Source organism: Pseudosulfitobacter pseudonitzschiae, from assembly GCF_002222635.1.
Classification (GTDB): Bacteria; Pseudomonadota; Alphaproteobacteria; order Rhodobacterales; family Rhodobacteraceae; genus Pseudosulfitobacter; species Pseudosulfitobacter pseudonitzschiae_A.
In genome coordinates this window covers 214,926-240,812 of sequence record NZ_CP022415.1, presented here as the reverse complement: position 1 = coordinate 240,812, position 25,887 = coordinate 214,926, and the positions used below count along the sequence as shown (strand labels likewise).

19 protein-coding genes and 1 tRNA gene are annotated in these 25,887 nt (G+C 59.8%); 8 read left to right on the top strand and 12 right to left on the bottom strand.

All coding sequences use genetic code 11. The annotated features are described in order from the left end of the window. The first annotated feature begins 323 nt into the window (after positions 1–323). Both SULPSESMR1_RS01095 and SULPSESMR1_RS01090 read left to right on the top strand, forming a co-directional pair. Positions 324–740 (top strand): VOC family protein, encoded by a 417-nt coding sequence (locus SULPSESMR1_RS01095; RefSeq protein ID WP_089419162.1) that lies wholly within the window; start codon positions 324–326, stop codon positions 738–740. A gap of 292 nt (positions 741–1,032) precedes the next feature. After that, positions 1,033–1,797 carry an ion transporter gene (locus tag SULPSESMR1_RS01090; protein WP_089419161.1) on the top strand — a complete coding sequence of 255 codons (765 nt, stop codon included), beginning with the start codon at positions 1,033–1,035 and terminating at the stop codon, positions 1,795–1,797. 251 nt (positions 1,798–2,048) lie between these two features. Here the strand turns inward: SULPSESMR1_RS01090 and SULPSESMR1_RS01085 are convergent, their stop codons facing one another. The 3 genes from SULPSESMR1_RS01085 to SULPSESMR1_RS01075 all read right to left on the bottom strand — a co-directional run bounded on the left by SULPSESMR1_RS01085 (position 2,049) and on the right by SULPSESMR1_RS01075 (position 10,129). Next, positions 2,049–6,350 carry a translocation/assembly module TamB domain-containing protein gene (locus tag SULPSESMR1_RS01085; RefSeq protein WP_089419160.1) on the bottom strand — a complete coding sequence of 1,434 codons (4,302 nt, stop codon included), beginning with the start codon at positions 6,348–6,350 and terminating at the stop codon, positions 2,049–2,051. Then, entirely contained in the window at positions 6,347–8,110 is a 1,764-nt protein-coding gene (locus SULPSESMR1_RS01080) for an autotransporter assembly complex protein TamA (protein ID WP_250161475.1), read from the bottom strand. Before SULPSESMR1_RS01080 ends, SULPSESMR1_RS01085 begins: the two co-directional genes overlap by 4 nt. 270 nt (positions 8,111–8,380) lie before the next feature. Then, complete coding sequence (locus SULPSESMR1_RS01075; protein WP_089419159.1) at positions 8,381–10,129, bottom strand: sugar phosphorylase; 1,749 nt, start codon at positions 10,127–10,129, stop codon at positions 8,381–8,383. Positions 10,130–10,435: 306 nt separating this feature from the next. On the opposite strand from SULPSESMR1_RS01075, the gene SULPSESMR1_RS01065 reads away from it, so the two are divergent. Both SULPSESMR1_RS01065 and SULPSESMR1_RS01060 read left to right on the top strand, forming a co-directional pair. Continuing rightward, positions 10,436–11,761 (top strand): sensor histidine kinase, encoded by a 1,326-nt coding sequence (locus tag SULPSESMR1_RS01065; RefSeq protein ID WP_089419157.1) that lies wholly within the window; start codon positions 10,436–10,438, stop codon positions 11,759–11,761. 28 nt (positions 11,762–11,789) lie between these two features. Then, the gene (locus tag SULPSESMR1_RS01060) at positions 11,790–12,797 is read left to right on the top strand and encodes an LLM class flavin-dependent oxidoreductase (RefSeq protein ID WP_089419156.1); all 1,008 of its coding nucleotides are present in this window, start codon (positions 11,790–11,792) and stop codon (positions 12,795–12,797) included. Positions 12,798–12,953: 156 nt separating this feature from the next. On the opposite strand, the gene SULPSESMR1_RS01055 is transcribed toward SULPSESMR1_RS01060, so the two are convergent. Together SULPSESMR1_RS01055 and SULPSESMR1_RS01050 are read right to left on the bottom strand one after the other, a co-directional pair. Beyond that, a complete protein-coding gene (locus tag SULPSESMR1_RS01055) occupies positions 12,954–13,649 on the bottom strand; it encodes a DUF1045 domain-containing protein (RefSeq protein WP_089419155.1) in 696 nt (231 codons plus the stop codon). Positions 13,650–13,712: 63 nt separating this feature from the next. Then, entirely contained in the window at positions 13,713–15,041 is a 1,329-nt protein-coding gene (locus SULPSESMR1_RS01050; RefSeq protein ID WP_240311457.1) for a sensor histidine kinase, read from the bottom strand. Positions 15,042–15,255: 214 nt separating this feature from the next. Here SULPSESMR1_RS01050 and SULPSESMR1_RS01045 point away from each other — a divergent pair, with 214 nt between their 5' ends. Then, the gene (locus SULPSESMR1_RS01045) at positions 15,256–16,023 is read left to right on the top strand and encodes an acyl-homoserine-lactone synthase (RefSeq protein WP_089419154.1); all 768 of its coding nucleotides are present in this window, start codon (positions 15,256–15,258) and stop codon (positions 16,021–16,023) included. Positions 16,024–16,050: 27 nt separating this feature from the next. On the opposite strand, the gene SULPSESMR1_RS01040 is transcribed toward SULPSESMR1_RS01045, so the two are convergent. Beyond that, a tRNA-Arg gene (locus SULPSESMR1_RS01040) sits at positions 16,051–16,127 on the bottom strand. Positions 16,128–16,234: 107 nt separating this feature from the next. On the opposite strand from SULPSESMR1_RS01040, the gene SULPSESMR1_RS01035 reads away from it, so the two are divergent. Continuing rightward, the gene (locus tag SULPSESMR1_RS01035; protein WP_089419153.1) at positions 16,235–16,759 is read left to right on the top strand and encodes a superoxide dismutase family protein; all 525 of its coding nucleotides are present in this window, start codon (positions 16,235–16,237) and stop codon (positions 16,757–16,759) included. A gap of 3 nt (positions 16,760–16,762) precedes the next feature. Here the strand turns inward: SULPSESMR1_RS01035 and SULPSESMR1_RS01030 are convergent, their stop codons facing one another. From SULPSESMR1_RS01030 to SULPSESMR1_RS01010, 5 genes are all read right to left on the bottom strand, one after another. Then, entirely contained in the window at positions 16,763–17,224 is a 462-nt protein-coding gene (locus tag SULPSESMR1_RS01030; protein WP_089419152.1) for a GNAT family N-acetyltransferase, read from the bottom strand. 34 nt (positions 17,225–17,258) lie between these two features. Further along, positions 17,259–18,176 carry an MYG1 family protein gene (locus tag SULPSESMR1_RS01025; protein WP_089419151.1) on the bottom strand — a complete coding sequence of 306 codons (918 nt, stop codon included), beginning with the start codon at positions 18,174–18,176 and terminating at the stop codon, positions 17,259–17,261. 490 nt (positions 18,177–18,666) lie between these two features. Then, positions 18,667–19,374: a sulfite exporter TauE/SafE family protein gene (locus tag SULPSESMR1_RS01020; RefSeq protein WP_089419150.1), complete on the bottom strand. Its 708-nt coding sequence runs from the start codon at positions 19,372–19,374 to the stop codon at positions 18,667–18,669. Next, complete coding sequence (locus SULPSESMR1_RS01015) at positions 19,371–20,768, bottom strand: amidohydrolase family protein (protein ID WP_089419149.1); 1,398 nt, start codon at positions 20,766–20,768, stop codon at positions 19,371–19,373. The genes SULPSESMR1_RS01020 and SULPSESMR1_RS01015 overlap by 4 nt, the downstream gene beginning before the upstream one ends. Beyond that, on the bottom strand, positions 20,765–22,120 hold the full coding sequence (locus SULPSESMR1_RS01010; protein WP_089419148.1) for a uracil-xanthine permease family protein: 1,356 nt from the start codon (positions 22,118–22,120) through the stop codon (positions 20,765–20,767). The genes SULPSESMR1_RS01015 and SULPSESMR1_RS01010 overlap by 4 nt, the downstream gene beginning before the upstream one ends. Before the next feature lie 173 nt (positions 22,121–22,293). Between SULPSESMR1_RS01010 and SULPSESMR1_RS01005 the strand changes: the two genes are divergently transcribed. Further along, a complete protein-coding gene (locus SULPSESMR1_RS01005; RefSeq protein ID WP_089419147.1) occupies positions 22,294–23,292 on the top strand; it encodes a LacI family DNA-binding transcriptional regulator in 999 nt (332 codons plus the stop codon). A 44-nt stretch (positions 23,293–23,336) separates the two neighbouring features. Here SULPSESMR1_RS01005 and SULPSESMR1_RS01000 read toward each other — a convergent pair whose 3' ends face one another. Continuing rightward, positions 23,337–24,320, bottom strand: a complete 984-nt coding sequence (locus tag SULPSESMR1_RS01000) for a GlxA family transcriptional regulator (protein ID WP_089422067.1) — start codon at positions 24,318–24,320, stop codon at positions 23,337–23,339. A gap of 176 nt (positions 24,321–24,496) precedes the next feature. On the opposite strand from SULPSESMR1_RS01000, the gene SULPSESMR1_RS00995 reads away from it, so the two are divergent. Beyond that, entirely contained in the window at positions 24,497–25,327 is an 831-nt protein-coding gene (locus tag SULPSESMR1_RS00995; protein WP_089422066.1) for an alpha/beta fold hydrolase, read from the top strand. Positions 25,328–25,887: the final 560 nt, after the last annotated feature.

Genomic DNA, 25,887 nt, shown 5'->3' with positions numbered 1-25,887 from the left:
CGAGCCCCTTGGATATCGAATTCCATCATAACTACGAATTCAAGGCCAACATCCCGAACTGAAGCGGACTTTCAGACAACTTGCAGCATTCGGTAAAGTGGCCCCGAAGCTGGCCTTTGCCGCGCCTGAAAGCAAGATTGGCGACCAGCCGGAAGGCGAACGGCAGATGTGCAGAACTTAGTATGCATTCGCTGCGTCTGCACCAATGACGGATTTGGAGAGCGTTCAGTAAAAGTTCATTTGTTGAGCGTACCTGTGTGTTGGACTATTTTAGCGCTGCGATCTTGTTACAATTGCCCGACGTATTGAAAGGAACACGTAGCATGATTGCATATGTCACCGTCGGCGCTGATGATCTTGTGTGCGCGAAACGGTTTTACTCTGCGTTTCTGCCAACCCTTGATTATGATCTGAAAGAGGGCCCTGAAGGTCTGAGCTTTACGTTGCCCGTACCGGCAGGTCAGACTGCCGTTCTGCCGGATTTTTACGTTAAACCAACATTCGATGGACGTCCCGCGTCGGCTGGGAACGGTGCCATGATCGCATTCGAGGCGCGCAGTCAACAGCAGGTGCGTGATCTTCACTCCGCCGCGCTTGCCGCGGGCGGTTTTGACGAGGGTCAGCCGGGTTTCCGCGACTCGTATGGGGCTCATTTTTATGTTGGCTACCTTCGCGACCCTCAAGGCAACAAGATCGCGCTGTTTTCCAACGATCCGGAGGAACCCGGACGAGAGGGGTAATGCGCGCAACACGGGTGACGCAAGCGCAGTGGTCGCATGCCAGACCTAGGGGCAGCGACGCATCCGCCAAATTGGGCGCGATGTATCCTTGCGGCAGCGCAGCGTATAGATTTCACGCGGCGCGCATCGACTTTGGGTGCTGTTGGCGGCAGGTCAGCAGACTGCGGTCACAGCAATCAGATTTTGCCCGAGGCTGTTTTAAGCACATATTGCCGGGTGAGGTGTTGGGGAACCCGCCGGTGCGGCCCCCTGCCCGCCTGGGGTGGCCCGTCAGGATGAAGGAAGGCGTTTCGTGAAAAACCTGCTGCAAGAGCTTTACGAAGGTGACAGGCGCACGGCGCGGTGGTTCCGCACAGGCTTGTTGGCTTTTGATATTCTGACGATCAGCTATTTTCTGTTCACTGCGACGGCAGAGCTGGACGCCTCGCTTCTTGCGCTTGATCTTGTCATCGGGGTTGTCATCCTTGCCGATGTCGTGGCGCGCGTATGGATTGCGCCGAAGCGGCTTCGGTTTTTATTGTCTTTGACTACCATCTCGGACCTGATCGTGCTGGCCTCACTTTTTGCGCCGCTGATCACCGGGTCGAACCTTGGCTTTCTGCGGGTGCTGAGGATGCTGCGTCTGGTCAGGAGTTTCCGGCTGGTAGAGCGTCTTGACGACCTGACCAAAGATATTCCGATCAACACGCGCGTGCTTCTTGCTGCCGCCAATCTTGTGACGTTCATATTCGTGGTCACCAGCGTGATCTGGGTCTGGGAGCATGGCCGCAACGCGGAGATGAAAACCTATGTCGACGCGCTTTACTTTACGATCACCACGCTGACGACAACCGGATATGGTGACATTACGCTTACCGATCAAACGGGGCGGCTGCTGACAATCGGCGTGATGATCTTTGGCGTCGGGTTCTTTCTGAACCTGCTGCAAGCGATTTACCGCCCCTCCAAGGTGCAACATCCCTGTCCCCATTGCGGCCTGAGCCTGCATGACCACGATGCCAGCCACTGCAAGCATTGTGGCAGCGTGATCTATATCGAGACCAAAGGGCAAACCTGAGGGGCTTGCGGATCTGCAGGGCAGGATCGGTGCCCTTTTTCGTGTTCAACGCATGGTTCTTTTTGTGACTCCGGTTTTGAACGGCTGGATGTCTGTGGATTTTGCCGGAAACCTCGGGATTCTGCTGGCCGGGCTGTGGGGATGCAGTTGAGCAGGCGCAAGCGGCAAGTGGTGTGATCGACGTGAACTTTGCCATAGCAGACGTGCCAGCGGGAACGGGTGTGTCATTGTCCCTTGGGTCTGATGCCGGATCAGTAGTCTTTTTCGAAAAACACACCCAGACCTGTTTCGCCATCCGATTTGACGCTGCCACGGGCGGTCAGTGACGGGCTGATCGTGAGGTTCAGGTTCACTTCGGCGTCGCCTTCGGCCCCGACTGTGACATCGGTATAGATGTTGTCGGTTATGTATTTGCCCACACGCGCACTGGATTGGCCGTTTTCGTCGGTGACAATGTCCAGATCATCCAGACCAAAGCGTTCGCGGATGCTGTTCAGCAAGCCGCCGCCGCCCTTGCCGCTGAGCGTGCGCACGGCTGCGGCCAGTTGCACCGCTTGCAGCGGCGAGATTTGCGCCAGACCGCGCCCGAACAGCAGTTGCGCCAGAATTTCGTCATCGGGCTTGCTCGGGGTCGAGGTAAAGGAAATCTCGGGCTCGGAGGCGAGACCTTCGACGATGATGCGGATGGTGGCGTCGCTGGTGGTGGTTTCCGCGACAAAGCGGATATAGGGATCAAAGCCGCCCTGAAGCCGCGCCGCACCTTCGACAAGCTCCAAGCGTTTGGTCAGGATGTCAAAACGACCACGGATCAGGTCGAAGCGGCCCATTGGCACCACATTGGCGGTGGTGCCGGTCAGGCGCAATTGCCCGCCCAGTTCAGCATCAAGACCGCGACCGCGCACGAAGATCCGCGAGGGTGCGCGCAGGGTGATGTCGATGGGAAAGGCGATGCCGCCGCCGCCACTGCCCGCTGCGCTGTCTTGGGTTGTGATCAGCCCTGCGCGTTCGCGGGTTGCGCGGACGGCTGCGGGTTCGGCAACGTGGTTCAACCCTTCGAGGACCGGCGCGGACGCTGCACCGCCTTCGGGCACACGAATTTCGGTTGTGCCAAGGGTCAGGTCGGCCCTGATCGCAGCGCCACCCGAAAGCGGCCCCCGAACCGAGGCGGTGCCATTAATGGTGGTGTCGTAGAGATTGGGGTCGGTGATGCGCACGGCAGAGGCGGTGATGGCCAGATCGGCGGTATTGGGCGCGTCCAGAGCCACGGGGCCGGTGACGCGGACGGTGCCCCCCGACGAGACAGTCGCGGTGACATCCAGCGTGGCGCGGCCCCCTGACAGGCTGACCGATGTTACGATGGGTGCCAAGGTGATGCTCTGTTCGGGCAGCACCAGACGCGCGGCGTCGGTGTTGATCTGGCCCGACACGGAAGACAGCGCCAGCGGGCCATTCAGCGACAGGTCAAAGCGTGCCTGACCGGCGGCAATATTGGGCGCAATAAAGGTGTTGGCAAGCGCGATGGGCGCGGCCCCCGTCACGTCGATGTTGGCGCTGCTGCCGTCGGCGGCAACCTGACCGCGGACGGTGGCCACGGTGCCTGCGGGGCCGGTGGCGTCGATGTTGACGCGCCATGTGTTGCCCACCTGTTCGGCGGTGCCCTTGGCGGTGGCGGGGCCATTGATCCCTTCGGCAAACAGGCCGATGTCACGCAAGCTGGCGTCGAATTGCAGGGTGGCGCCCGTTTCGGGGGTGGTTGCGGTGACAGAGGCCTGTACTTGCGGAGTTTGCAGGTTCAGCCTGTCCACGATCAGCGGCTGGCCTGCGGTCTTGTGGGCGGCCAGATCCAGCGTGCTGGCACCGCGCAGCAACTGGTCTAGCTGCGGGATGCCCACGCCAAGGTTCTGGCTGCCAAGGTCGGTGGACACGTCAAATGTACCGTCGCGGGGGTCGTACCAGCCTTGGGCCGTGACATTGGCGGCCCCCGAAAGCTGTCGCCCTGCCAGTGTCGAATAGGGCGAGAGCGCCTGTGCCGAGCCTTGTATGTTTGCGGTGATCCGCGCCGGTGCGCCGTCCACGATGGGCACCACACCATCGACGCGCACATCGGCGCGCCCCGGTCCGGTGGCGCGCATGTCCACGGCCCAGTCGTTGCCGGTCTGGCGCAGGGTGCCGTTCAGCGTCGCCGCGCCCGACAACCCCGGCGCCACCACGGCGGTATCGGCGATGCGGGTGTCGACACGCAAGGCGCCCTCTTGCGTGCCAAGCGTGCCGTTGACGGTGGCGGTGATGTGATCGGTGGCCAGTTTGAAGGTTTCGATGGTGGTGACGGTCTGGTTGCGCTGGGCGACCACGTTCAGCGTGCTGGGGCCACGCAACAGACCGTCAAGCTGCGGAATGCCCGCGCCAAGGTTCTGGCCGGTGAGGTCGACATCGAGATCAAAAGTGTTGTCGCGCGGATCAAACCAGCCCTGCCCCGTCACGTTGGCGGCACCGGACAGCGACCGGCCCGCGAGTGTGGAATAGGGGGCCAGCGATTGTACCGATCCTTCTACATCTGCGGTGATGCGCACCAATGCGCCCTCGACCAGCGCGATGACGCTTTTGATGTTCACATCTGCGCTGCCCGGACCGGTGGCGCGCATGTCCACATTCCAGTCGGGGCCGGACTGGCGCAGGGTGCCGTTCAGGGTCGAGGCACCGTTAAGGCCTCGTGCGATGCGGGAGGTTTCGGTGATCTGCGCCGCGATACGCAGGTCGCTGCTGTCCGAGGCCAGCGCGCCGCTGACAGTGGCAGCGACGTGGTCGGTGGCGATCTCGAAATTCTCGATGCGGGTGCCGGTTTCGTCGCGCTGTGCGGACAGGTTCACACGGCTTTGCCCTTCGATCAGGGCATCGACCTGCGGAATGCCCACGGCCAGATTGGTGCCGGTGCCGGTCAGCGCCACGTCGAACGCGCCAGAAATCGGGGCAAAGGTGAATTCAGCGTCGAATTTAGTCGCGCCTTGCAACTCTTGGCCCGAAATCTGCGAAAAGCGGGCCAGATCGTCGGCGGTCAGGGTCATGTCGCCCGCCACAGACAGGTTCAGATTGTCGGTGATACCTTGCAACCGGGCCTGTCCGGTCAGGCCATAATCGGCGCCGGTCAAGTCGATGTCGGTCAGGTTCAGCGGAGCGTCTTCGGTCCACGCAAAGGTCAGGCCGCCATCGATACGCGGGCCCACGGCCTCGGCCAAGGCGGTGTCGGTCAGTTCGATCCCTGCGATGGCATAGGTCAGCACGCCCTGTGCGCCGCCGACGTCTGTGCCGCCGCCCTTGGTCAGTGTGCCGTCGGCCTTCAGGCTGAGGCTGTCGAGTTTCAGGGTTGGCTGGTCCAGACCCGCGACCGCGATTGTCGCGTTCCACCCGTCGCCCGATGCAGCGTCAAAGCGGACTTCCAGCAAGGCCGTGTCGATCTGCGTCTGTTCGCCGGGCAAGGGCAGCAGAACCGGCGTGCCTTCGGCGTCGGCGATACGTCCGTCCAGTGCGATGACCGAGGGCCAGCCGCCCGCGTCCAGTGCCACGTTGCCGGTCAGGGTCAACGACCGGGTGTCCAGATCCAGCGTGTCCAGCGTCAGGCGGCCATCGGCAAACAGCGTGCCCGAGGATGTGAGCGAGATGTTGTCGCCAAAGAATGCACCGTAGCGCGGGGCAAACACGGGGGCGATGTCGCCGCCAAGGTCCAGCGCAAAGCTGCGGTCGATCGCGGGGGCGGCGCCTGTCTCGGACGGGGTGCCCTTGAGTGTGACCGACCCGTCAAGACGCTGGGTGTCGTCGGTGGCCAAGGTGATGTCGGCGGCGAAATCATCCAGCGGGCCGGAGCCTGCGATGGTCAGGTCGATGGAAGGGGTGTCGGGCAGCGACATCAGGGTCGAGAGAATACCGCCGCTGTCCTCGGACACGGTCAGTTCCAGATCAAGCACATCGGTGGCGTTGGCGTAAGTTGCTGCAAGGGTCACGTTGCCCTCGGTTCCGTCGATGCGGTTGACCTCGACGCTGGCGGTGCCTTCGCCGCCGGCCAGTTGGGCGGAGCCGTTCAGCGAGATCACAGCCGCCTCGCCAAAGACCGGTGCGCCGATTTCGACGCGCGCGGCGCTGATCCGTTCAATGTTCACCGAGACCGGCAGATCGGGGATGGAAAAGCTGCCCGAAGCCTCGGGGGCGGGCACGTCGATTGTGTCGGGGGTGATCGGTTTGCGCGGCAGGATGACTTCGGCCACCGACAGTTCGACGACTTCAAGCCGGCCGGTCAGCAGGGCCGCACGGCTCCAGTCCAGCGCGACATCGCGCAGGGTCAGCCAGACGCCTTCGTCGTCGGCGATGGTCAATTCCTCGATCGTGGCGCGCGAACTGAGCGCGCCTTGGAAGCCTATGATGCGCACCTGACGGCCCGCGCCGGACAGGCTGTCTTCGAGAAAGGCCTGAAGATAGCCGCGGTCGTCATTTGTCTGCGCAGCGACGCCGCCGGGCAGCCAGAACAGGGCAAGAGCGGTGAGGACGATCAGAAACTGTTTCAAAACGATTGTCCTATGCCGACGTAAAACTGCACCCCGTCGCCGGTGTCGCCACCCACGGGGGCAGCCACGTCCAGCCGGATCGGGCCGATGCCCGTGTTGTAGCGCAGGCCGACGCCCGCGCCCGCGTGCCAGTCGCCATCATCGGCAAACAGCGAGTCCGCCGAGACAAAGCCCGCGTCGGCAAAGCCCACCAGACCGATGGTGTCGGTGATTGACGCGCGCACTTCACCCGACAGGCCGACAAAGGATTTGCCGCCCGACAGGGTGCCGCCGCCCAGATCGACGCCAAGCGACTGGTAGGGTTGCCCGCGCACGGTACCGCCCCCGCCCGAGTAAAACAGGAAGTCCGGCGGCAGGTTGGCCAGATCGGCGCCCACGGTAGAGCCGATTTGCACGCGGCCTGCAAAGACCACATTATCTGCCTCACCGACCGAGCGAAAAATACGCCCGTCGGCATAGAAGCGCAGTCCAAGATCGGAATCGTCCAGTCGCACGAAAGGCATCGCCTCGGCCTTGAGGTAGTAACCTGTGGTCGGGTTCAGCACGTCGTCGCGGTGGTCCAGCGTAGCCGAAACCGGCGCGTTCAGGAAAAAGAACGTGCGTTCGCCATAAAAATCGTCGGTGGCTTTGACATAGCGCAGTTCCAGCGCCGCTTCGGCCTGTAGGTGATCGGAGAAGATGCGCGATGCGCCTGCGCCAAAAAGAGCCTCTTGCTGGTTGTAGAATTCTTCATCCTCGTCCGAGATCGAGCCGTAGACAAAGCCGTCGGTGTCGGTGCCGAAAAAGGCGGGGCTGTTCAGACGGCCCGACAGATTATAGTCGATGCCGCCGGTTTGGCCTCCGATGCCCGACATCTCGCCTTCGATGCGCAACCGTTCGGCGCCGCCAAGCAGGTTGCGGTGCATCCAGAAGCTGGACAGGGTCAGCCCCTCGAACGAGGAAATTTCGGCACCAAAGCCGAAGCGGCGGGGTTTTTCATCGACCAGCGCCAGTTCCACATCCAGCGTGTCCCCGTTGCGCAAAACATCGGCTTCGGTCAGGGAAACAGACGAAAATGCGCCTGTGCGGCGCAGGCGTTTGGCCATGGTTTCAAGTTCGGCAGGCGAGAAAACGGTGCCTTCGGGAAAGCCTGCGATGCGGGCGATCCGTTCGGCGCGCACGTCACTGTCGCTGGTGCGCACCAGCTTGCCGAATGTCACGCGCGGTCCGGGTGCCAGACCCAGACGAACGGACAGGGTGTTTTGCGCGTGGTTTGCTGTTACGTTTTGTTGTGACAGGGCCACTTTGGCGTGGCCTGCGTTGCGCCATCCGGAAACGCCGCTGTCCACGGTTTCTTGTAACACCGTGCTGCGGGCGGGTTGGCCCGGCTGGAAATCTGCGGGCGGTGTGTCACCGGGGGCCAGCGGTGCAATCTGCGCCACGCCCAGCGCGAACTGCGGGCCGGGGTTGATGGTGACGGTGGCCTGACCGATGCTGGCAGGCACTTGGAACGTAGGGATCGCCGAGGCCTCGCGGCCATCCAGTTTGATATTCACCACACCGCTGTAATAACCCATCGCATAGAGCGCACGCACCAGCCGTGCATAATCGGCGGTGGCGGCGGCCAGAACCTCGCGCGGGGTTGCCTGTTCGTTGTCGGCGGCGGCGACAACCAGCGAGGCCTGCATCAGCGTTTCGCGCATATCCTCGTCGTCGGTGGCGACATCGAAGCTGCCGATTTCGATGGCTGACGCTGGCACTGATGCGGTGACGGAAAACACGGCCAAGAACGCCGCAAGAGTTGTTCTGAATGGGTGTTTCGTCACGTTATCTAAACCACAAGTTGGCAGGCTGCTTTAAAAGATCATAACCAACGGCCAAGCGGGTCACCATCCGATAATCGTACTGTGTCGGGACACATCAAGTTGATGTCGACAACTGGAGTGTGAACGTAGTTCGTGCGGGGTTCGAGACAATGGCGCGCGGGCGGCGCGTTTTCGCCTATGGCTTGCGTCTGCCCTGACCATCGGCACGATTGGGGGACGCGACCCCTACACCCGATTGCTGATCCAGAGGCATTGGTAGGGGTCCAATGTGATCTCGGGGGCCAGCACGTCGACCTCTTGGCCCGACAGCAGGTCGTACCACGCCATGTCCTCGATCAGGTTCAGCGCCTCGGTTGAAATGGTCACGGTTTCATCGCTGATGTTGTGCAGGGCAAAGATCGACTGGTGACGGTCAAGGCTTTGCCGCCAGACGCCAAAGATGCGGTCATCGCCCATGTTCACGGTGAACTGGGTGGCGTTGGGGTGGAATGCGGACTGGCGGCCCCGAAGTTTCAGACGCCGGGTCAACGATTTCAGAACGCGGGCCTGAAGGCTGTCGGCGTCGTCCAGCAGGGCACGCAACTGCGGATAGTCCCAGTGGTGACGGTTGATGGCGCGGTTCATGCCGCGGTGTTCAACCTGATCATGGTCGTTGGGCGTGGCCAGCAGTGAATGGATGTAGAAGGCGGGGATGCCCTCAAGCGACATGACGATGGTTTGCGAACAGATGAAGCGTTCGAAATGGTATTGGTCCGCGCCTTTGAACGTACGGCCCGTCGCCTCGTAAAAGGTGGTGTTCAATTCGTAAGGGCTTTGACTACCATCGGGCAAAGTGCGCATCGACACCAGCCCGCCGATGTCGCGCACGGTGTCGATGACCTGTTGTTTCTCGTCATCGGGCAGCAGCCCTTCGGCCGGGCGCATGCCGATGCCGTCGTGGCTGGCGGTGAAATTCAGATAGGCGCAGCCCATCGGCGCGGGTGGCATACCGCGCTGCCAGCGGCGGAGATACCGCGCCGAGCCGGACATCATCGCGTGCAGGATCAGCGGCGGCAGCGGAAAATTGTAGATCGCGTGCGCCTCGTCGCCCTGCCCGAAATAGCTGAGGTTTTCGGCCTTTGGCACATTGGTTTCGGTCAGCAGGATGATTTTCTCGTTGGCGAAATCGCACAGCAGGCGCATCAGCTTTACCACCGCATGGGTCTGCGGCAGGTGGATCGACGGCGTGCCGATTTTCTTCCACAGGAACGCCACCGCATCGAGGCGGATGATCTCGACCCCGTTGTCGACGTGCAGACGGATGATGCGCAGGAACTCCAGCAGCACCTCGGGGTTGCGGAAATCCAGATCAATCTGGTCGTGGCTGAAGGTACACCAGACGTGGCGCGGCCCGTCAGAGGTTTCGACCTTGCGCAGCAGGGGCGTGGTGCGCGGACGCACGACGATGCTGAGATCGTCATTCGGATCGGCCTCGAAAAAGAACTTGTCATAGGGTTCCTGCCGCTGCCGGTAGGCGTTGAACCATTTACCCTGACTTGAGACATGGTTGAGCACCAGATCGGACATCAGTTTGAAATCGCGCGCGATACGGTTGATGTCGGCCCAGTCGCCCAGTTGCGGATTGACCGCGCGGAAATCGGACACCGCAAAGCCGTCATCCGAGGTGTAGGGAAAAAACGGCAGGATATGCACGCAGTTGATCGCGCCGCGCAGGTAGCGGTGCAGGAAATCGTTCAGCAAATCCAGCGGCTTGTGCGCGCCATCAACGATCGAGTTACCATAGGTGATGACCAGCGCATCATGCTGCGACCACAGCGTGTTGCCACGCACCCTGCCCCTTTTGCGGCGCCGGGTGTCCTCGGGCCAGAAGGCGTCGATGATCAGGGTGGACAGGATCGTGGAGTCCAGATCAGGATAAATCTGCTGGACCAGCTCTTGCAACCTACGGCTGAGGGATCGTGAATTTCGGGTCATACCTGAACGCTCTTGATCGTGGCACAGCGCCTGCGTGTCATACGCAGGATATGGGGCATCGGGTTGGATCGAGCGTGGGCTGCTCTTGTCATGTGGCCCGAGTATGAAGCCTGAACAGGCGGGTGCAACCCGTGCCCCCGAAAATGGCCGGAAATTGGGCATGATGCCTGATTTTGCAGCGCTTTTCGCCCTGATGGACGCCGCCAGCACGTCCACAGGACCGAATGACCCTGCGCAACAGCCATCGCAAGGGGGCGGCAGAATATGCGGTGACCTTTTACCGTATCCCCCCTACATTGTTGTCAAATGAACCCTTATGCAGAAATCACACGCCTGCGCGTGCTGGAATATTCCGAACTGACGGAATGGCTGGTGCGGCTGCTGGGCATTGCACTGGGCAGTGCATTGCTGGCTGCATATGCGCACCAGCCGGTTGCACTGCTGTGGATCGCAGTCTTTGTCGGCGCGCATTTATCCTATTATCTGTTTCTGAACAGCCGCACCGAAACCGCCACTTTGCGCGAGCTGCGCATCGCGCAGCTGCTGTTTCTGGTGGTGCTTGAAAGCTTTCTGTGTGCGCCCGCGTGGATGGTCAGTCAGGAAAGCCGTGTGCTCAGCCTTGTCGGGGCGGGTCTGTTCGGCTGTGGGTTGATGTATCTGATCCGGCGCAACGAGGTTTCAAAGTTTCTGGTCATTGGCGAAATCCTTGTGATCGCGCTGACGATGGCTGTTGTGGCGTTCAAGTTGGTGCAGGAATTCGACACTGTTTCGGGACGTCTTGGGCTGGTGGTCAGCTGGATGGCGCTGATTGGTTATTTCGCGCAATCCATGTGGCAAACACGCAAACTGACGCTGGCCGAAAAGTCGGCCAAGAATGATGCGGCACAGGCCCACAAACTGGCCGCGATCGGGCAGTTGGCGGGAGGCATCGCGCATGACTTCAACAACAACCTGACGATCATATCGGGCAATCTTGAACTGCTGGAGGACATGGACGATCCGCAAGAGCGGGCCATCTGTCTGGCGGCAGCGCAACAAGCGACCGCGCAGGCGGCGGCGACCGTGAATGAACTGCTGATCTTTGCGCGCAAGACGCCGACGCGGCTGGTCAAGCTGGATGCGAACACGCCCTTGGCTGACGTCGGGGTTTTGGCGCGCGGGCATATGTCGGAAAAGATCACGATGCGCGTGCACCCCCTGCCGGACGAGGTGTATGTGCTGGCGGATAAACACCAGATTGTGACGGCGGTTCTGAATCTGGTATTCAATGCCCGCGATGCGATGCCCGATGGCGGCACGCTGGACATCTCGGCGCGCATGCTGAATCTGGCGCATTCCGAACCCGTGGCCGGCGAGCGCAAATTGCCTGCAGGGCATTATATCAGCTTCGAGGTACGCGACACAGGCCACGGCATTTCGCCCGAGATACAGCGCTGGGTGATCGAGCCGTTCTTTACCACCAAGCCGACGGGCAAAGGCACGGGGCTGGGGCTGGCGATTGTGCATTCCATCGCGGAAAGATTCAACGGTGGGGTGCAGATTGCATCGGACACCACCGGCACGACAGTGTCCATTCTGTTGCCGCAGATTGATAACGGTCAGGTGGTTGGACTGGACAGTGATCGCCCCTAGATTAGAGGCAACGAAAGGTCTTACCTATATGCAACACTTCTCGCTTCTTGATCTGTCGCCGGTGCCCGAAGGGTCAACCACCGCCGATGCCCTGTCCAACACCGTCAAACTGGCGCAGGCAGCCGAGGCTGCGGGTTATCACCGCTATTGGCTGGCCGAACACCACAACATGCCGGGGATTGCCAGTGCTGCAACCGCCGTGGTGATCGGCCATGTTGCGGGTGCCACGTCGCGCATTCGCGTCGGGGCCGGTGGCATCATGCTGCCCAACCACGCGCCACTGATGGTGGCCGAGCAATTCGGCACGCTGGCGACGCTTTACCCTGACCGGATTGATCTGGGTCTGGGCCGCGCGCCCGGCACCGATATGGCCACGGCACGCGCGCTGCGCCGGTACATGGCCCCCGAGGACAGTTTTCCGCAGGATGTGGCCGAACTGATCAACTATATGGACGATGGCGATGGCACCGCCGCCGTACGCGCCTTTCCCGGCGAAGGCACCAAGGTGCCGGTCTGGATTCTGGGCTCGTCGCTGTACGGGGCGCAACTGGCGGCGCATTTCGGGCTGCCTTATGCCTTTGCCTCGCATTTTGCGCCTGCGATGCTGGAGGATGCGCTGGCGATCTACCGGCGTGATTTCAAACCTTCGGCGTGGCTGGACAAACCCTATGTGATTGTGGCCGCAGGTGTGTGCGCTGCAGAAACCGATGCCGAGGCGGCCTTTTTGCGGTCGTCGCAATTGCTGGCCTTTGCGCGGTTGCGCACGGGGCGTCCGGGCAAGCTGCCCTATCCGGTGGAAAACGTCGAAGAACAGATTCCGCCACAGGTGATGGTGGGCGTGCAGCAGGCGATGTCCTGTTCAGCGCAGGGGACGCCCGAAAATGTGCGCGCCGGACTGGCGCGGATCATTGAGGCACACCAGCCGGACGAATTGATGGTCACCGGCATGATCCACGATCACACAGCACGGGTGCGGTCGTTCGAGATTGCCGCAGAAGCGCTGCGCGCATTGCAGGGCACGTCGGAAATGGCCTGACGACAACCGGCCGGACAGATAAAAAGTCCTGCGTATCGGGTGATACGCGGGGCTTTTGTTTGCTACGATGGACCGGATCAGGTCAGGGTGATGTTGTGATTGCCGTCGTGCTTGGTGACCGCGCGCCAGACCCGTCTTTGCGACCCGTCTTGTGACTCAGCGCGCCCGGGGTGCCGCGCCCAGTGGCAAGCGGGCGATCTGGTGGAAGCGGCCTGCGTCGTCCTGTCCCAGAAGCGTAAGCGCATCGATTGTGAAGGGCGCAAGGGGAACATCGGCAAGACGGGTGGCCAAAGCGGCCTGCGCAGTCTGGCGGGTGTCGGCATCCAACCGTCCGGTCAGGGTCATGTGATAGCGGAACTGGTCCATCACGTAAGGATAGCCCCAACGTTGCAAATGCGCCTCTTGCTGCGGGTTCAGACGGGCGGCGCGGCGTTTTTCGATTTCAGCGGGTGTCGGGGGCGCGCGGTGGTTGTCCAGTGTCTGCACCACCTCGGCCGCCATACTGGCCAGTACGGTGCTGTCACCGACGGGCACCAGCGCAAAAAACCCGCCCAGCCGCGCCAGCTCCAGCCCCTGCAATGTCACCGCTGGCAACCGTGCGCACAGTGCCGTCAGATCAGCCAGCAGCGCGTCGGGCGTGGTGTTCCGGGCCAGCCGGAAGGGTGGCTTGACCGTGCCGTGAAAACCGTAGGGGTGCGGGGCAGCGGTGATTGCAGGCAGGTCCAGCCCCGTCACATCGGGCTGCGCCACGCGCTGTCCCGTGGCGCTGTCCCATCCCAGCCACTGCGCGCCGAAACGGGCCAATGCGCTGTCAGGCGTGGCGGTGACATAGATGGCATAGCGGTGATACATAAGACGCCTTTCCGGTACCCTGCCCGACTGATGGCAAAAGTCGCAGGGTTTGCCAAGGCTGTCTTAGTCTTGCGGTGCGGCAGCTCTGATAGCCATACAGAATGTCGTGCCAGCGCCGATTTCACTGTCAAAGCTGATGTGGCCGCCGTGTGCTTCGACGATGCGCTTGGAAATGCTGAGCCCAAGGCCTGTCCCTTCGAACTGGCGGTCATCCTGAGAGTCGATCTGGAAGAATTCTTCGAATATCTTTTCCTCGGCCCCTTGGGGAATACCGATGCCTTCGTCCCTGACAAAAAGCTGCACATGGGTGTCGGTTTTGGCCAGCGACACATGAACGTTGCCTGCGTTTTTCGAAAACTTGGCGGCGTTCGAAAGCAGGTTCAGAATGACCTGTTCGATCCGTTTTTTGTCGCCGTCGATCCAGAACAAATCCGGTGCGGCCTCGACTTCGATCGTGACGCCCAGCCGCTGCGCATAGGGCAGCGTTTGTTCCACCGCATCCTGCGCCAGAACGCCAAGGTCCAGACGCTCTTTGTTCAGAACGACGCGCCCCGCATCGGAGGATTGCAGGAACAACAGATCGCCCACCAGATCGCCCAAACGGTCGCTGTTGCGCCCTGCCATGTCCAGCAGACGCTGCATTTTTTCGGGCGCCTGTCCCAGAACACCGGCGTTGATCATATCCAAGGCACCTTTGATCGAGGTCAGAGGCGTGCGCAATTCGTGGCTGACAGTTGCCAAAAATCGCGTCTTGGCCTCGTAGGCGGCCAAGGTGCGCTTGTGCTCGGCCTCCAGCGCGCTGCGGCTTTCCAGATGGGCCGAATATCCGACCAGAAAGCTTCGCGCGAGTTCGAAGATGAAACCAAGGACAAAAAGCACCGTGAACAGGTTCATCCAGATTTCCGACGACAGCGGTGGCCGGACAACCCAGACGTCGCGAATCGGGATGAACAGGATGGCCGACACATAGATCAGCAACCGCATTCCCAGGACAACGTGGAAATGGTGATTGTTCATCGCAGCAAAGATCGACGCCGAGACCAGCAAGAACAGCGGAAAGAAGTGGCCCGTTTCGGTGCCCTGCAGAATCGCGATGGAAATACAGAACATTGATATGGTCGTGGCACTTAGAATGGTGCCGACATAAAGCCGCAGCATCTGGGCGCGAAAAACCCGTGGCGAAAGGGAGCGGCGGCGTATGACGCTGCGAAAGCTGAGTGTATCGAAGGTCTCGCAAAAGGTGATCGCGGCAAAATACCAGCCCGCTGTGGCCCAGTCATAGTAGATTCCGGTTAGCAGAATTGCCGAAGAATATATGACGATGCGCTGGAAAAGCAGCTTCTGCCCGACCTCGGCATAGTCCCTGAGCCGATGGCGATCCGCCCATGTCACGGCGGTTCTCAGCCGTGCACGGGAATCTGGAGCAACTGACTTTGGCATCTCCATACTTTAATCTCACGCTGTGTGGGCAGCGCCCATCATTGTTGCAGAATAGTCAACAAAACCACTTTAACGTGAAAAATTGTCAACAAAATGGCGAAACTTTGCTGCAAGCGTACTAGTTGTGGTTGAATCGTTAACACAATCTTAAGGGTATCGCCAGAAGATGGGAACTTTTGCCAAGAAGATATCGAATGCCTCGAAACTCCCCGGCCTTCAACCACAAGGCCCGGACACCGCTGCGAAAAAGCCGGGTTCCTACAAAACCCGTTCGGATTATATCAATATCGATGCCTTCGAAGGGCAGTCGGGCCGGATCACCGAAACCACTGTTTCCGTGACCAACCAACACCGGTTTGGCGAGTTGTATGTTGATTTCCTGCGGGCCCGTAAACGTGTGTTTATCGATCACAAGAAATGGGATTTGCCCAATACCGACGGTATGGAATTTGACCAATATGACACGCCGCAAAGCTCTGCGGTGATTGTGCATGAATTCGGGCGCGTGCTGGCCGGTGTGCGGTTGTTGCCAACGACGGCCTATTGCGGGTGCTACAGCTATATGCTGCGGGATGCGCAGCGCGGGCTGTTGCCTGACATCCCCGAAACCGTGCTTTATGAAGAGGCACCCGTTGCCCCGCATGTGATCGAGGCAACACGGCTGTTCATCACCCCCGATGTCACGGCAGAGCGGCGTATGATCGTGCAGATGAAGCTGATGCAGGCGATGGCGAGTTCGGCAAGTGCCCAAGGCGCGAAATTCGTGATCGGCATCGTGCCTGCGATCTTCCAGCGCTGGATGACGCGACTGGGCTTTAGCGCGGTGCCGATGGGACCAAAGCTGAACATCAGCGGAGACAACACGCAAGCGGCGATCATGAACGTCAGCTCTGCCGTGACGTGGAACAAGTTGAGAAACACAGTCCCGTCCTGAGCGTGCCGCCCATAGAGGGTGGTATAATGGCGATCCCTGAAGGACTCGAACCCTCAACCTGCTGATTAGAAGTCAGCTGCTCTATCCGGTTGAGCTAAGGGACCGCTTGGGCGCGGTTATGGGCCAAGCCATCGCCTGCATCAAGAGGAACCATGCTACACCGGTGCGGGTTAGGGTGATATGATCACCATATGGTAAAGGGAGACCCATCATGAAACTGACCAAAACAATGCTCGCGTCCGCGCTGTGCCTTCCAATGGCACTGCCTGCATTTGCCGAAGGGCACATGACACCTGCCGCCACGGCAGAGGTCAATGGGGCCGAAGCGGATGTGTCGGGCACGGTGACGCTGAACCGGACGGCGTCGGGGATGACACTGGTGCAAATTGACCTGACCGGCGTGCCCGAGGGCGTACACGGCGTACACCTGCACGAAACGGGCGACTGTTCGGCAGATGATTTCACATTGGCAGGTGGCCATATTTCGGGCACCCAGACCCACGGTGTACTGTCCGAAAACGGCCCGCATCCGGGTGATATGCCCAATATGACCGTTGGTGCAGATGGCATTCTGAAGGCAGATGTGTTTCTGGACCTGCTGGATCTGGAAACAATGATCATGGACGAAGACGGTGCCGCGTTCATCGTGCATTCGGGGGCAGATGACTATACGTCGCAACCCTCGGGCGATGCCGGATCGCGGATTGCTTGTGGTACGTTCGCACCTGCTAGCTAGGCGCTAGATCGTCCGCGTCATAAAAACGCTTAGGGGATCAAGGTGGTAGTCGCCAAACGGCGGGCACTCTTTGAACCCTTGGGCCGCATAAAGCGCACGGGCCGGAGCGAAAAGCCGGGTCGTACCGGTTTCAAGGCTGAGGCGGTGCAAGCCCTTGGTGCGGGCCATATCTATCAGACCGCGCACCAGCGCCTGTGCGATGCCTTTTCCACGGGCTTCGGCGGCTGTGTGCATCGATTTCAACTCGCCGTGCTGCGCGTCCAGCGGTTTAAGCGCGCCGACGCCCAGAACCCTGTCACCCGCCCTTGCGGCCAGCAGCACCGCGCCCGTGCCGACGAGCGCTGCGGGGTCCATCACATGGCAGCTTTCGGGGGGCGATTCCGCCTGCATCATCTGCATGTGCCGGACCAGAAGTGCGGCAACATCGGTGTCATCGGCGGTGGCTGTTGTGATGGTATAGTGCATGTGCGGGCTCTTGGGTGTCTGGGGCTTTTGCGGATTACTCTGCCGCAATCACGGCACGCTCGGCCATCTGCAAAATCGCGTCGCGGCTGTCTGCAACCGCGATAAACAGACCATTGTGACAAAATTTTGCACCTTTGACGCCGGATGCTTGTTCCAGCGCCGCATCGGTCAGCCCGGCCCAAGCGGCGGGCAGATCGGCACGGGTGTCGAACGTGTCATCGCCGGTGCGAATGGTGGTCAACGCCCAGTCGTCGCCGCGCGGGTGGACGACGAACAGCAGATGGTCGGCACCCGCGCTTTCTACGCCTGCGCGGAACGGCATACCCATCGGCAACTCCAGAATACGGCTTTCTCCGGTGGCTTTGATCGCCGCCAGCACCATCGCCTCGGCGCGGAATTTTGCAGCCTTGAGTCGAACCTGCGCCTCGACAAAGGCGCGGGCCACCGGAAGGGCGACCATAAAGGCGCGATCATCGGCCGCCTCGGCGCGGTCGTCGAACACCGGCTTGAGTGTTTCGAGCAGCACAGGCAAGGTCAGCCCCGCAAACGGGCCCGCCTCGGAAGCGTTCACCGCTCCGTTGTCCAGCAGATCGACCGGCAGCACAAAGCCGCGATCAAAAGAGGCATGGATCGCCGCGACGTCATGTTGCGGGACATCCATCGCCAACAGATAGTCGCGACCATAATGCGCCCAGATCAGCCCGAAAGAGCTGTAAGGCTGCCCGTCATCGCGCAGGGGGTTGGGGCGCTGGTGGTGGTCAAAGATTTGCGCATCAGCATCGAACCGGCCACCGACGTCATAGATGATCCGGTCTGCGGCAGGGGTGATCCAGCCCTTGTCGCGGCTGCGGACAAGTTGTGCGTCGGGGAACAGCCGCGTCAGGATGACCGAGGACAAGAGTTCGTCGGCGTGAAAGCCGCCCGAATGGGTAACGAGATGGGTGATGGTCATGGCTGCGCCTTGCGTAAACGGGGCGACCGTCGGGCCGCCCTCGAGGTGTCGATTGTATGTGCGTGCGTTCCCTGCTGCCGGTCCATCCTATTGGCAGGACAGTTTTGCCAGCCTTAGCATGGCCTTGCGGTAGCGGCCAAGAGAGGCATTCGCACCGGCGACGCGGTTGGACCAGTAGCGCGCATATTCAAGGTCATATGACAATATCCCGCCCGCCTTGCGGAGAGTGGCCAAAGCTTGCTTGGCAACCCTTGTGGCTTGGATGCTCTGCTGTGCAGGTTGGAAATTAAATTTGGCAACAAACCAGAGATGGTCGGTTTGGAAAGCAAATCTTGTTCGCTTCAGCGATCCTCACGCCCTTGGCGAGAGGCGAGGTTCCAAGGGCGACCCGCAGATTCGTGGCCCTGTCTGGCGTTAGAAAAATCTGCCTGTGAAAGCGTCTCTCTGATGTGACAGTTTCAGGTACTTCTATCGCGGTTGCTGTGCAACCTCACCTGAGGATCAGAAAGAGACCACTGACAATTGCAAAGATCAACACTGCCAAGCGAAGCCCGGGCCCACTGATGCGACTGTGTGTCAACCGCGACAGACCGCTTCCCAAAAGTACAGCGGGGCACAGATACAGAGCGGCCAGAAGTTGTTCGTGGCCAATCCGTCCCGCTGCTGCGAGTACAATCAACGAAAGAACCTCGCCCACCAGGAAACACACTGCCACGGTTGAACGCAAAACAGGGCCGGACGCGTGTTGGTAAAGCAGAGCCAATGGTGGCCCCCCGATCCCTGTCGAGGTTTCGGTGATACCGGTAAATAACCCGACCCCAAGCGCGGTTGGCCGGTTTGGATCGAACGGGCGCGCAAACAGCGCCGCACCAGCCGCGAGTATGGTGAACCAGCCAACCGCCAGATCCAATTGACCTGAAGAAAGTGCCGCCAAGAGCCAAAGCCCTGCAAAAGTTCCAGCAAACCGCCCGACAGTGATCCACTTTGCACCGTTCCAGTCTACATGTACCCGTTCACGCCACCCAACGAGGCTGTTCAGCGGCAGCATCAGGATCAACAGAGTGACAGGAAGCAGGTCAGGGCGCATCAGGCCAATGATCGGCGCGACAATCAGCGCAAAGCCAATCCCGATCGCACCTTGAACGAACGCAGCGGCAAACACGACCAAAGATAGAATGAGCAGCAATTCAACGGTCACGATTTGCGTGCCTTCTTGTGCACGGCCGCAACCGGATGAATGCGTTGTATATCGGACCTCTCAATCGCCTTGCCCGCATGTTCACGAATCTCTGTCAACAACCCGCGGGCATCCCAATCCACGGGCCAGCCCTGCCACAGCCGAAGCTTACCTTGCGTGAACACCGCATCGATTTGATCGCGATTTCCGTAGCGCACCAGTTCCCAGATCAAATCATAGGTTGGCGTGAATTCTGGCCGCTCCAGATCGACCAGAAGAAAGTCGGCCTCAAGGCCGGTTTCCACCGATCCTGTGACTTTTGACAGCCCCGCACTGTCGGCGGCACGGCTGGTCGCGGCCTCAAGCCAGAGCCAGCCGCCACCACAGGATGAATCGCCACAGGCCAAACCAAAGCCTGCACGCTGAAGGCTTTCGGCGGCATCCATCAGGCGAAACCCATCCGCCCGTGTGCCGTCGGTCCCCAGACCAAAACGAATACCCAAGGCCTCCATTTGCAGGGCCGGTGCAATGGCATTTCCCTTCCAGACGCTGGCGACCGGATTGTAGGCAACCGCCGTTCCGCTGTCGCGCAACAGGTTCAGTTCGGTGGGTGTAACCAATGTCGAATGGGCAATCAGAACATGTGGCCCCAGCGCACCGATGTGCGCCAGATGTTCCAGAGGGCGCATGCCCCTGTCCACAAGCGACCGTTCGACAGCAACGAGGTGTTCATTGACATGGGTCTGGAAAATGGCACCAGCCTGACTTGCCATTTCTGATACGTCGTACAGCATCTCGTCGCTCCCGACCTCGGGTATGGAAATCGCCAACGACGGGTGGATCAAGGGCTCGTTTTGCCATCCGCCAAGATGGCGCTGCGCCCGATCCAGAATTTCCGCCCGATCAGGGATTTGCGCAGCACCGCCCAGATCGTTGCAGATTAACCCGATCACACTGCGCAGCCCGGTTTCCCGCGCGGCCTGTGCCAGCGCGTCGATGCACCCATCCGAACGGGTGCCTGCATCCACCGCTGTTGTGAAGCCCCCGCGCAAACATTCCAAAGCGGACAGTTTTGTAGACATATAGACCATCTGTTCGGACAGGCTGGATTCAAGCGGCACCCAGATGCGACGGAAAATCTCGGACGGTTCGCCGAAGACCAGCGATTTTCCAAGGGACTGCGTCAGATGCGTATGCGTGTCGATGAAACCCGGCATCATCAGATGATCGGGGAGGTTAATCGGCGACAGATCAGGGTGACGGGCAACAAGTGTCCCCGCATCGTCGATATCGTGGTACTTACCCTTTCGGATAAGTACCCCTTTTCCGGTTTGGCACGCGCCGTTGAGATAAAGCTGCGCCGGCAGCAACAACAGATCACCTTGAGCAGCCAGACGGTCACGCATGGTCATCATACGCCTGTCTCCGCTTCCGCCACGGCCTGTTCCGTCGCACTCAGCGTTTCTGCACCGATGTGGTGGAACAAGGCATTGATGATCACGGCTGTGATCGTTCCTATCGCAAGACCGTTTCCAAGGATCATCTGGGACCATTGTGGAAACTGGCTGTAGACACCGGGCACCAGGATGGGCAGCAGGCCCAAAGACAGGGCCGTGGCCAGGGTGAACATATTGCCATGCTCGCGTAGATCGACACGGCGCAACAGATCGATACCGATGACACCAATGATGGCAAATACGATGACCGCAGTGCCCCCGACGACCGGCCCCGGCAAGGCAGAGGCCAAGCGACCGATTGGTGCAATCAAGGCGATCACCACCAGAATGACACCCGCAGCGGCAGTCACATAACGTGATTTCACGTTAGTAGCACGCACGATTCCGATATTTTCACCTGAGGTAATGATCAAAGATGTGCCAAACAGACCGCCAACCAGCGATGTCAGCGCGTCACCGCGGATCGTCTTGGGAACAATGGCATGCGCATCGCCGCGTCGGCCGACAATCTCGGCTGTTGCAACGGTCTGCCCCGTCGCTTCGGCCATCGAAATAATGGAAAAGACAATCAGCGGCAGGGCGGCAAGCAGGTTGAATGTGGGCATGCCGAACGGAAACAGCTGCGGGATGGCAATGGCAGGGCCGGTCAAAACGCCGGACAAATTGACCTGCCCCAGCGCCATTGCAAGCAGCGTTCCGCCGACAAGACCCAACATGACTGCAAGGCGTTGTAGCGTTCCTTTGAAGAACCGGGCAAAGAGCACTGTCAAAACAATGGTGGCCAGAGCCAGTCCGATCTTCACTGGGTCAGCAAACCCATCGGAGCCGGGTTTTCCGGTGATCGTGCCTCCGTATATCCGCACAAGATTGATCGAAACCAGAAGCAACATCGTTCCAACCACGATTGGTGGAAAGTAGGCCAAGAGCCTCCTGAACATCGGCAATGCGATGAAGTAGAAGATCGCTGTCATAATCACAGCACCGACTGCAGTCTGAACGTCAGTTTGCATGGCAATCGCGAGAAATATCGCGATTGGCGCCCCACCCGGCACCATGATGAAAGGCAGCCGCGCACCAAAACCCGCGGGACCAAAGCTTTGCAGGATCGTGCCAAAGCCGCAGATCAGGAATGTCGCACTGATCAGCGAAACGGTCACGGCGTCATCAAAATTCAGCGCCTTGGCAACCAGGAATACGGCCGTGATCGGCGACGCCGCCATCACCAGAACATGTTGCAGACCAAACAGGATCAGACTGCGCAGCGGCAGAACCTCATCGGTTGGATCGCGGGTTTCATCAATTGTTGTCATTTCTTTCCTCCCTGTTGTCACCAGATTTCATGGCAATGACACGAAACATGGCTATGCAAATCGGTTTGCACTCACCCTGCGTAGCAGAAAATCTGATTCTTGCAAATCGATTTGCAAGCACCCCGTAATCGTTTACCTTTGGACAAAGAGACTGTTCTTGATATCGGGGTGAAATGAGCAAACCGACAATAAGCGATCTGGCCCGTCTGGCTGGTGTCTCGAAGACAACTGTTTCCCATGCCTTTAGCGGTCGGCGGCACGTTGACCCCGAGACGTGCAAAAAGATCAGGGAACTGGCGCGGGAAATGGGCTATCGCCCCAACCGATCGGCGCAATCCCTTCGCACCGGACGGACAGGTATGATCGCACTGGCTTCATCGATGCCCTTCTCGATTGCTGCAGGGCCATCGCGGCTTGGATTCTTCATGGAAATTGCCGCAACTGCTGCGGTGGCTTCGCTGACACGCAATCAGGCGCTTTGCCTGATCCCGCCAATGGAGGCCGACAGCGAACTTGATGCCATCGCGATGGATGGTGCCATTCTGGTCGAACCTTTTCTTGGCGACCCAATGGTGGATCGGTTTTTCAACATCGGAATCCCACTCGTCTCAATCGGGCGCGTGCCCGGACGGGATGACATTCCTTTTATCGACCTGCATTCTCACGCAACGGCTCTTATGGTCCTGAACCACCTGCTTGATGCCGGTGCCAGTCAGATCGCCCTAATAACTGGGACCCAACGCCGCAATTCCTATCTGGAGACCGAGGCAGCCTATAGCGCATTTTGCGAAAGCCACTGCATCTCGCCAATCCTTGTCCGCGTGGACGAGACCGGAGGTGAAGCCGAAGCCGAGCAATGTTGTGCCGCCTTGCTAGCAGATCATCCGGGCCTTGACGCCCTCTATGTCCCAGTCGACGCATTTGCATCCGGAGCGACAAAAGCCGCCAAGTCATTGCACCGGGATGTGCCGGGAACCTTGTGTTTGGCCACGCGATATGACGGGACGCGTGCAAAGCTGGCTGATCCCCCCCTGACCGCAGTGGATCTGCATCTGGATGACCTTGCCAAACTGGCAGTTGATCTATTGAACCACACGATCGATGGCCAAACAGGCATGACATTGATGTCCCCTATGCCCGACCTGATACCTCGCCAGTCGTCTGAGCGCTGAAGCCAACGCAGGGTTCGCAATGCAACAGCAGTGCGGAGCCCACATCATCCTGCGATGCCGAATTGCTGGCGGTAGGCTGCTGGACGCAAACCAGTCAGTTTCTGGAAAAGTTTGCGAAACGCCGCCGCGTCGGAATATCCGACGTCCCATGCGATGGTTTCTACAGGCGTCAGCGAACGCTCCAGCGCCTCACGTGCTTTTGCGATCCGCACCTGCTGCAGATATTCTACCGGCGTCAGTCCCGTCGCCGCACGAAACCGTCGCAGGAATGTGCGCCCCGTCATCCCCGCCCTGTCAGCCAGTTCGGCCACACCCTGCATCGTCGAGGCATGAGCATGAATATAGTGCTGGCTGGCACGCACGGCGTCATCGCCATGATCAAACCGCGGAACAAACTGCGCAAAGGGCCGCTGGCTTTGCCGCGGTGGTTCGATCAAGAGGAACCGTGCCGTTGCCAACATCGTGGCCGGGCCAAGCAGACGATCCACCAGTGTCAGCCCCAGATCGGCCCATGCGAGTATGCCACCCGCAGTTATGATGTCGCCGTCGTCCACCACCATATGTTCGTCAGCCAACCGGATTTTGGGAAACCGTTCTGCAAGCTGTCGGGCAAAGGCCCAGTGCGTTGTTGCACTTCGACCGTCGATCAACCCTGTTTCGGCCAGCACAAAAGCTCCGGCACAGACCGAACACAGCGTGGCCCCCTTTGAATGCTGGTCACGCATCCAGGCAGCTGCGGCAGGCGCGGGCGCCATGCGTTCGGGCATGATGATGCTGGGCGGTGCAATCACATGCGTCAACTGGTGCGGGCTACCGGGATGGCTGTCCCAGACACAAGTGACGCCTTCATCATCCGCCTGCCAGTGCGAAACCCGCACCGCGCGCGCAACTTCTCCTGTCCATTCGCCCGCGATGCGGAACAGATCCGTCAGCCCGTAGATCGCGGCGAGTTGGCATCCCGGATAAAGCAGCAGTCCAATATCTGCGACCAGCGTCACATTTGTCACTTTTGCCTCGTTCATTGTCATTTGCGCCACCTCCCTGCACCCACCACTCCGCATAGTTTGTCCATACCGAAACGAAAGGCACCGCAATGAACACAGCCATCACAAGACGGACACTGATCACCTCTGCGGCCGCCGCAGCCGCCCTGCTCATCTTGCAACGCAACAGCACCAACGCACAAACACAAGGAGACATTATCATGTCAACATTCACCACAACCGACGGAACAAACATCTTTTACAAAGACTGGGGCCCGCGCGATGCGCAGCCGATCGTCTTCCACCACGGCTGGCCTCTTTCGAGTGACGATTGGGACAACCAGATGCTGCATTTTCTGGAACAGGGCTATCGCGTCATTGCTCATGACCGCCGCGGTCATGGCCGGTCAGATCAAACCGACCACGGCAACGAGATGGACACCTATGCACAGGATGTGGTCGAGTTGGCCCGTGCTCTGGATCTGAAGAACGCCATCCACATCGGCCATTCCACCGGTGGCGGAGAGGTCACGCACTACGCAGCCCGTGCCGAGGCCGGACGCATCGCCAAGGCCGTCTTGATCGGCTCGGTGACGCCGGTGATGGCCCAGACTGCGAACAACCCAGACGGCATCCCGCTCGAGGTCTTCGACGGATTTCGTTCCGCACTGATCGCAAACCGGGCGCAGTTCTTTCTGGATATACCTTCGGGCCCCTTCTTTGGCTTCAACCGTGAAGGTGCGACCGCCAGCCAGGGCCAGATCCAGAACTGGTGGCGCCAAGGCATGATGGGCAGCGCCAAAGCGCATTACGATTGCATCAAGGCCTTCTCGGAAACCGATTTCACCGAAGACCTGAAGGCACTGACCATCCCGGTCCTGCTGATGCACGGCGAGGATGACCAAATCGTCCCGATCGAGAATTCGGCGTACAAGGCGATCAAGCTGCTGCAAAACGGCACGCTGAAAACCTACCCGGGCCTGTCGCACGCCCCCTTCGCGACGCATCCCGAAGTGATCAACGCGGACCTGCTGGCCTTTGCCAAGGCGTAGTCGAACGAAACCACGGGGGGCGGGCGTGAGCCTGCCCCTTGGCTTTGAACACCTTAAACCCATAACAAACCAGTCCCCCTTCCAGCAGGCGTATGACATACGTACAGCCGTGGTGCCGGTCGATGCTGGTATTATTCAGAATGACAACTTTTATATTAAAAGCCCGACATGCCGATACAGAAGTGCCTTCCAGGTTTTGATCGTGTCGTGGGGAATACCGAATTCAGGCAATTCCATCAAATCCCATAGCTGTCAGGACCGAACCGATGTATTCGATCGACTTTTTCTGTAGGTGAGGCTGAGCCATCCAGACCGGCGTTGTTGCCCATCTCTGACGCCATAGGATTCACTTCGCGAATCCATGCGGTTACACAGGCTGCATGAGCAAGCCACCTCTCACCCGCTATCGTACGACGAACTGGTCCAGCTACAACGCGGCGCTGCGCAAGCGTGGATCTCTGCTGATCTGTTGAACCCTTCGGACGGCACTTCAAAGTCAACTGACGCTGCCCGGGAGAACTGGTCAGCGTGCTTAGATATCGCGATTGTATTAGGTGTTT

What these genes read in the sequence shown, in the direction of transcription:
- SULPSESMR1_RS01025 (WP_089419151.1), bottom strand. Translation starts at nt 18,176, where the DNA reads ATGACCATCACCCATCTCGTTACCCATTCGGGCGGCTTTCACGCCGAC.
- SULPSESMR1_RS01095 (WP_089419162.1), top strand. Translation starts at nt 324, where the DNA reads ATGATTGCATATGTCACCGTCGGCGCTGATGATCTTGTGTGCGCGAAA.
- SULPSESMR1_RS01075 (WP_089419159.1), bottom strand. Translation starts at nt 10,129, where the DNA reads ATGACCCGAAATTCACGATCCCTCAGCCGTAGGTTGCAAGAGCTGGTC.
- SULPSESMR1_RS00995 (WP_089422066.1), top strand. Translation starts at nt 24,497, where the DNA reads ATGTCAACATTCACCACAACCGACGGAACAAACATCTTTTACAAAGAC.
- SULPSESMR1_RS01000 (WP_089422067.1), bottom strand. Translation starts at nt 24,320, where the DNA reads ATGACAATGAACGAGGCAAAAGTGACAAATGTGACGCTGGTCGCAGAT.
- SULPSESMR1_RS01060 (WP_089419156.1), top strand. Translation starts at nt 11,790, where the DNA reads ATGCAACACTTCTCGCTTCTTGATCTGTCGCCGGTGCCCGAAGGGTCA.
- SULPSESMR1_RS01055 (WP_089419155.1), bottom strand. Translation starts at nt 13,649, where the DNA reads ATGTATCACCGCTATGCCATCTATGTCACCGCCACGCCTGACAGCGCA.
- SULPSESMR1_RS01035 (WP_089419153.1), top strand. Translation starts at nt 16,235, where the DNA reads ATGAAACTGACCAAAACAATGCTCGCGTCCGCGCTGTGCCTTCCAATG.
- SULPSESMR1_RS01030 (WP_089419152.1), bottom strand. Translation starts at nt 17,224, where the DNA reads ATGCACTATACCATCACAACAGCCACCGCCGATGACACCGATGTTGCC.
- SULPSESMR1_RS01015 (WP_089419149.1), bottom strand. Translation starts at nt 20,768, where the DNA reads ATGATGACCATGCGTGACCGTCTGGCTGCTCAAGGTGATCTGTTGTTG.
- SULPSESMR1_RS01010 (WP_089419148.1), bottom strand. Translation starts at nt 22,120, where the DNA reads ATGACAACAATTGATGAAACCCGCGATCCAACCGATGAGGTTCTGCCG.
- SULPSESMR1_RS01045 (WP_089419154.1), top strand. Translation starts at nt 15,256, where the DNA reads ATGGGAACTTTTGCCAAGAAGATATCGAATGCCTCGAAACTCCCCGGC.
- SULPSESMR1_RS01005 (WP_089419147.1), top strand. Translation starts at nt 22,294, where the DNA reads ATGAGCAAACCGACAATAAGCGATCTGGCCCGTCTGGCTGGTGTCTCG.
- SULPSESMR1_RS01065 (WP_089419157.1), top strand. Translation starts at nt 10,436, where the DNA reads ATGAACCCTTATGCAGAAATCACACGCCTGCGCGTGCTGGAATATTCC.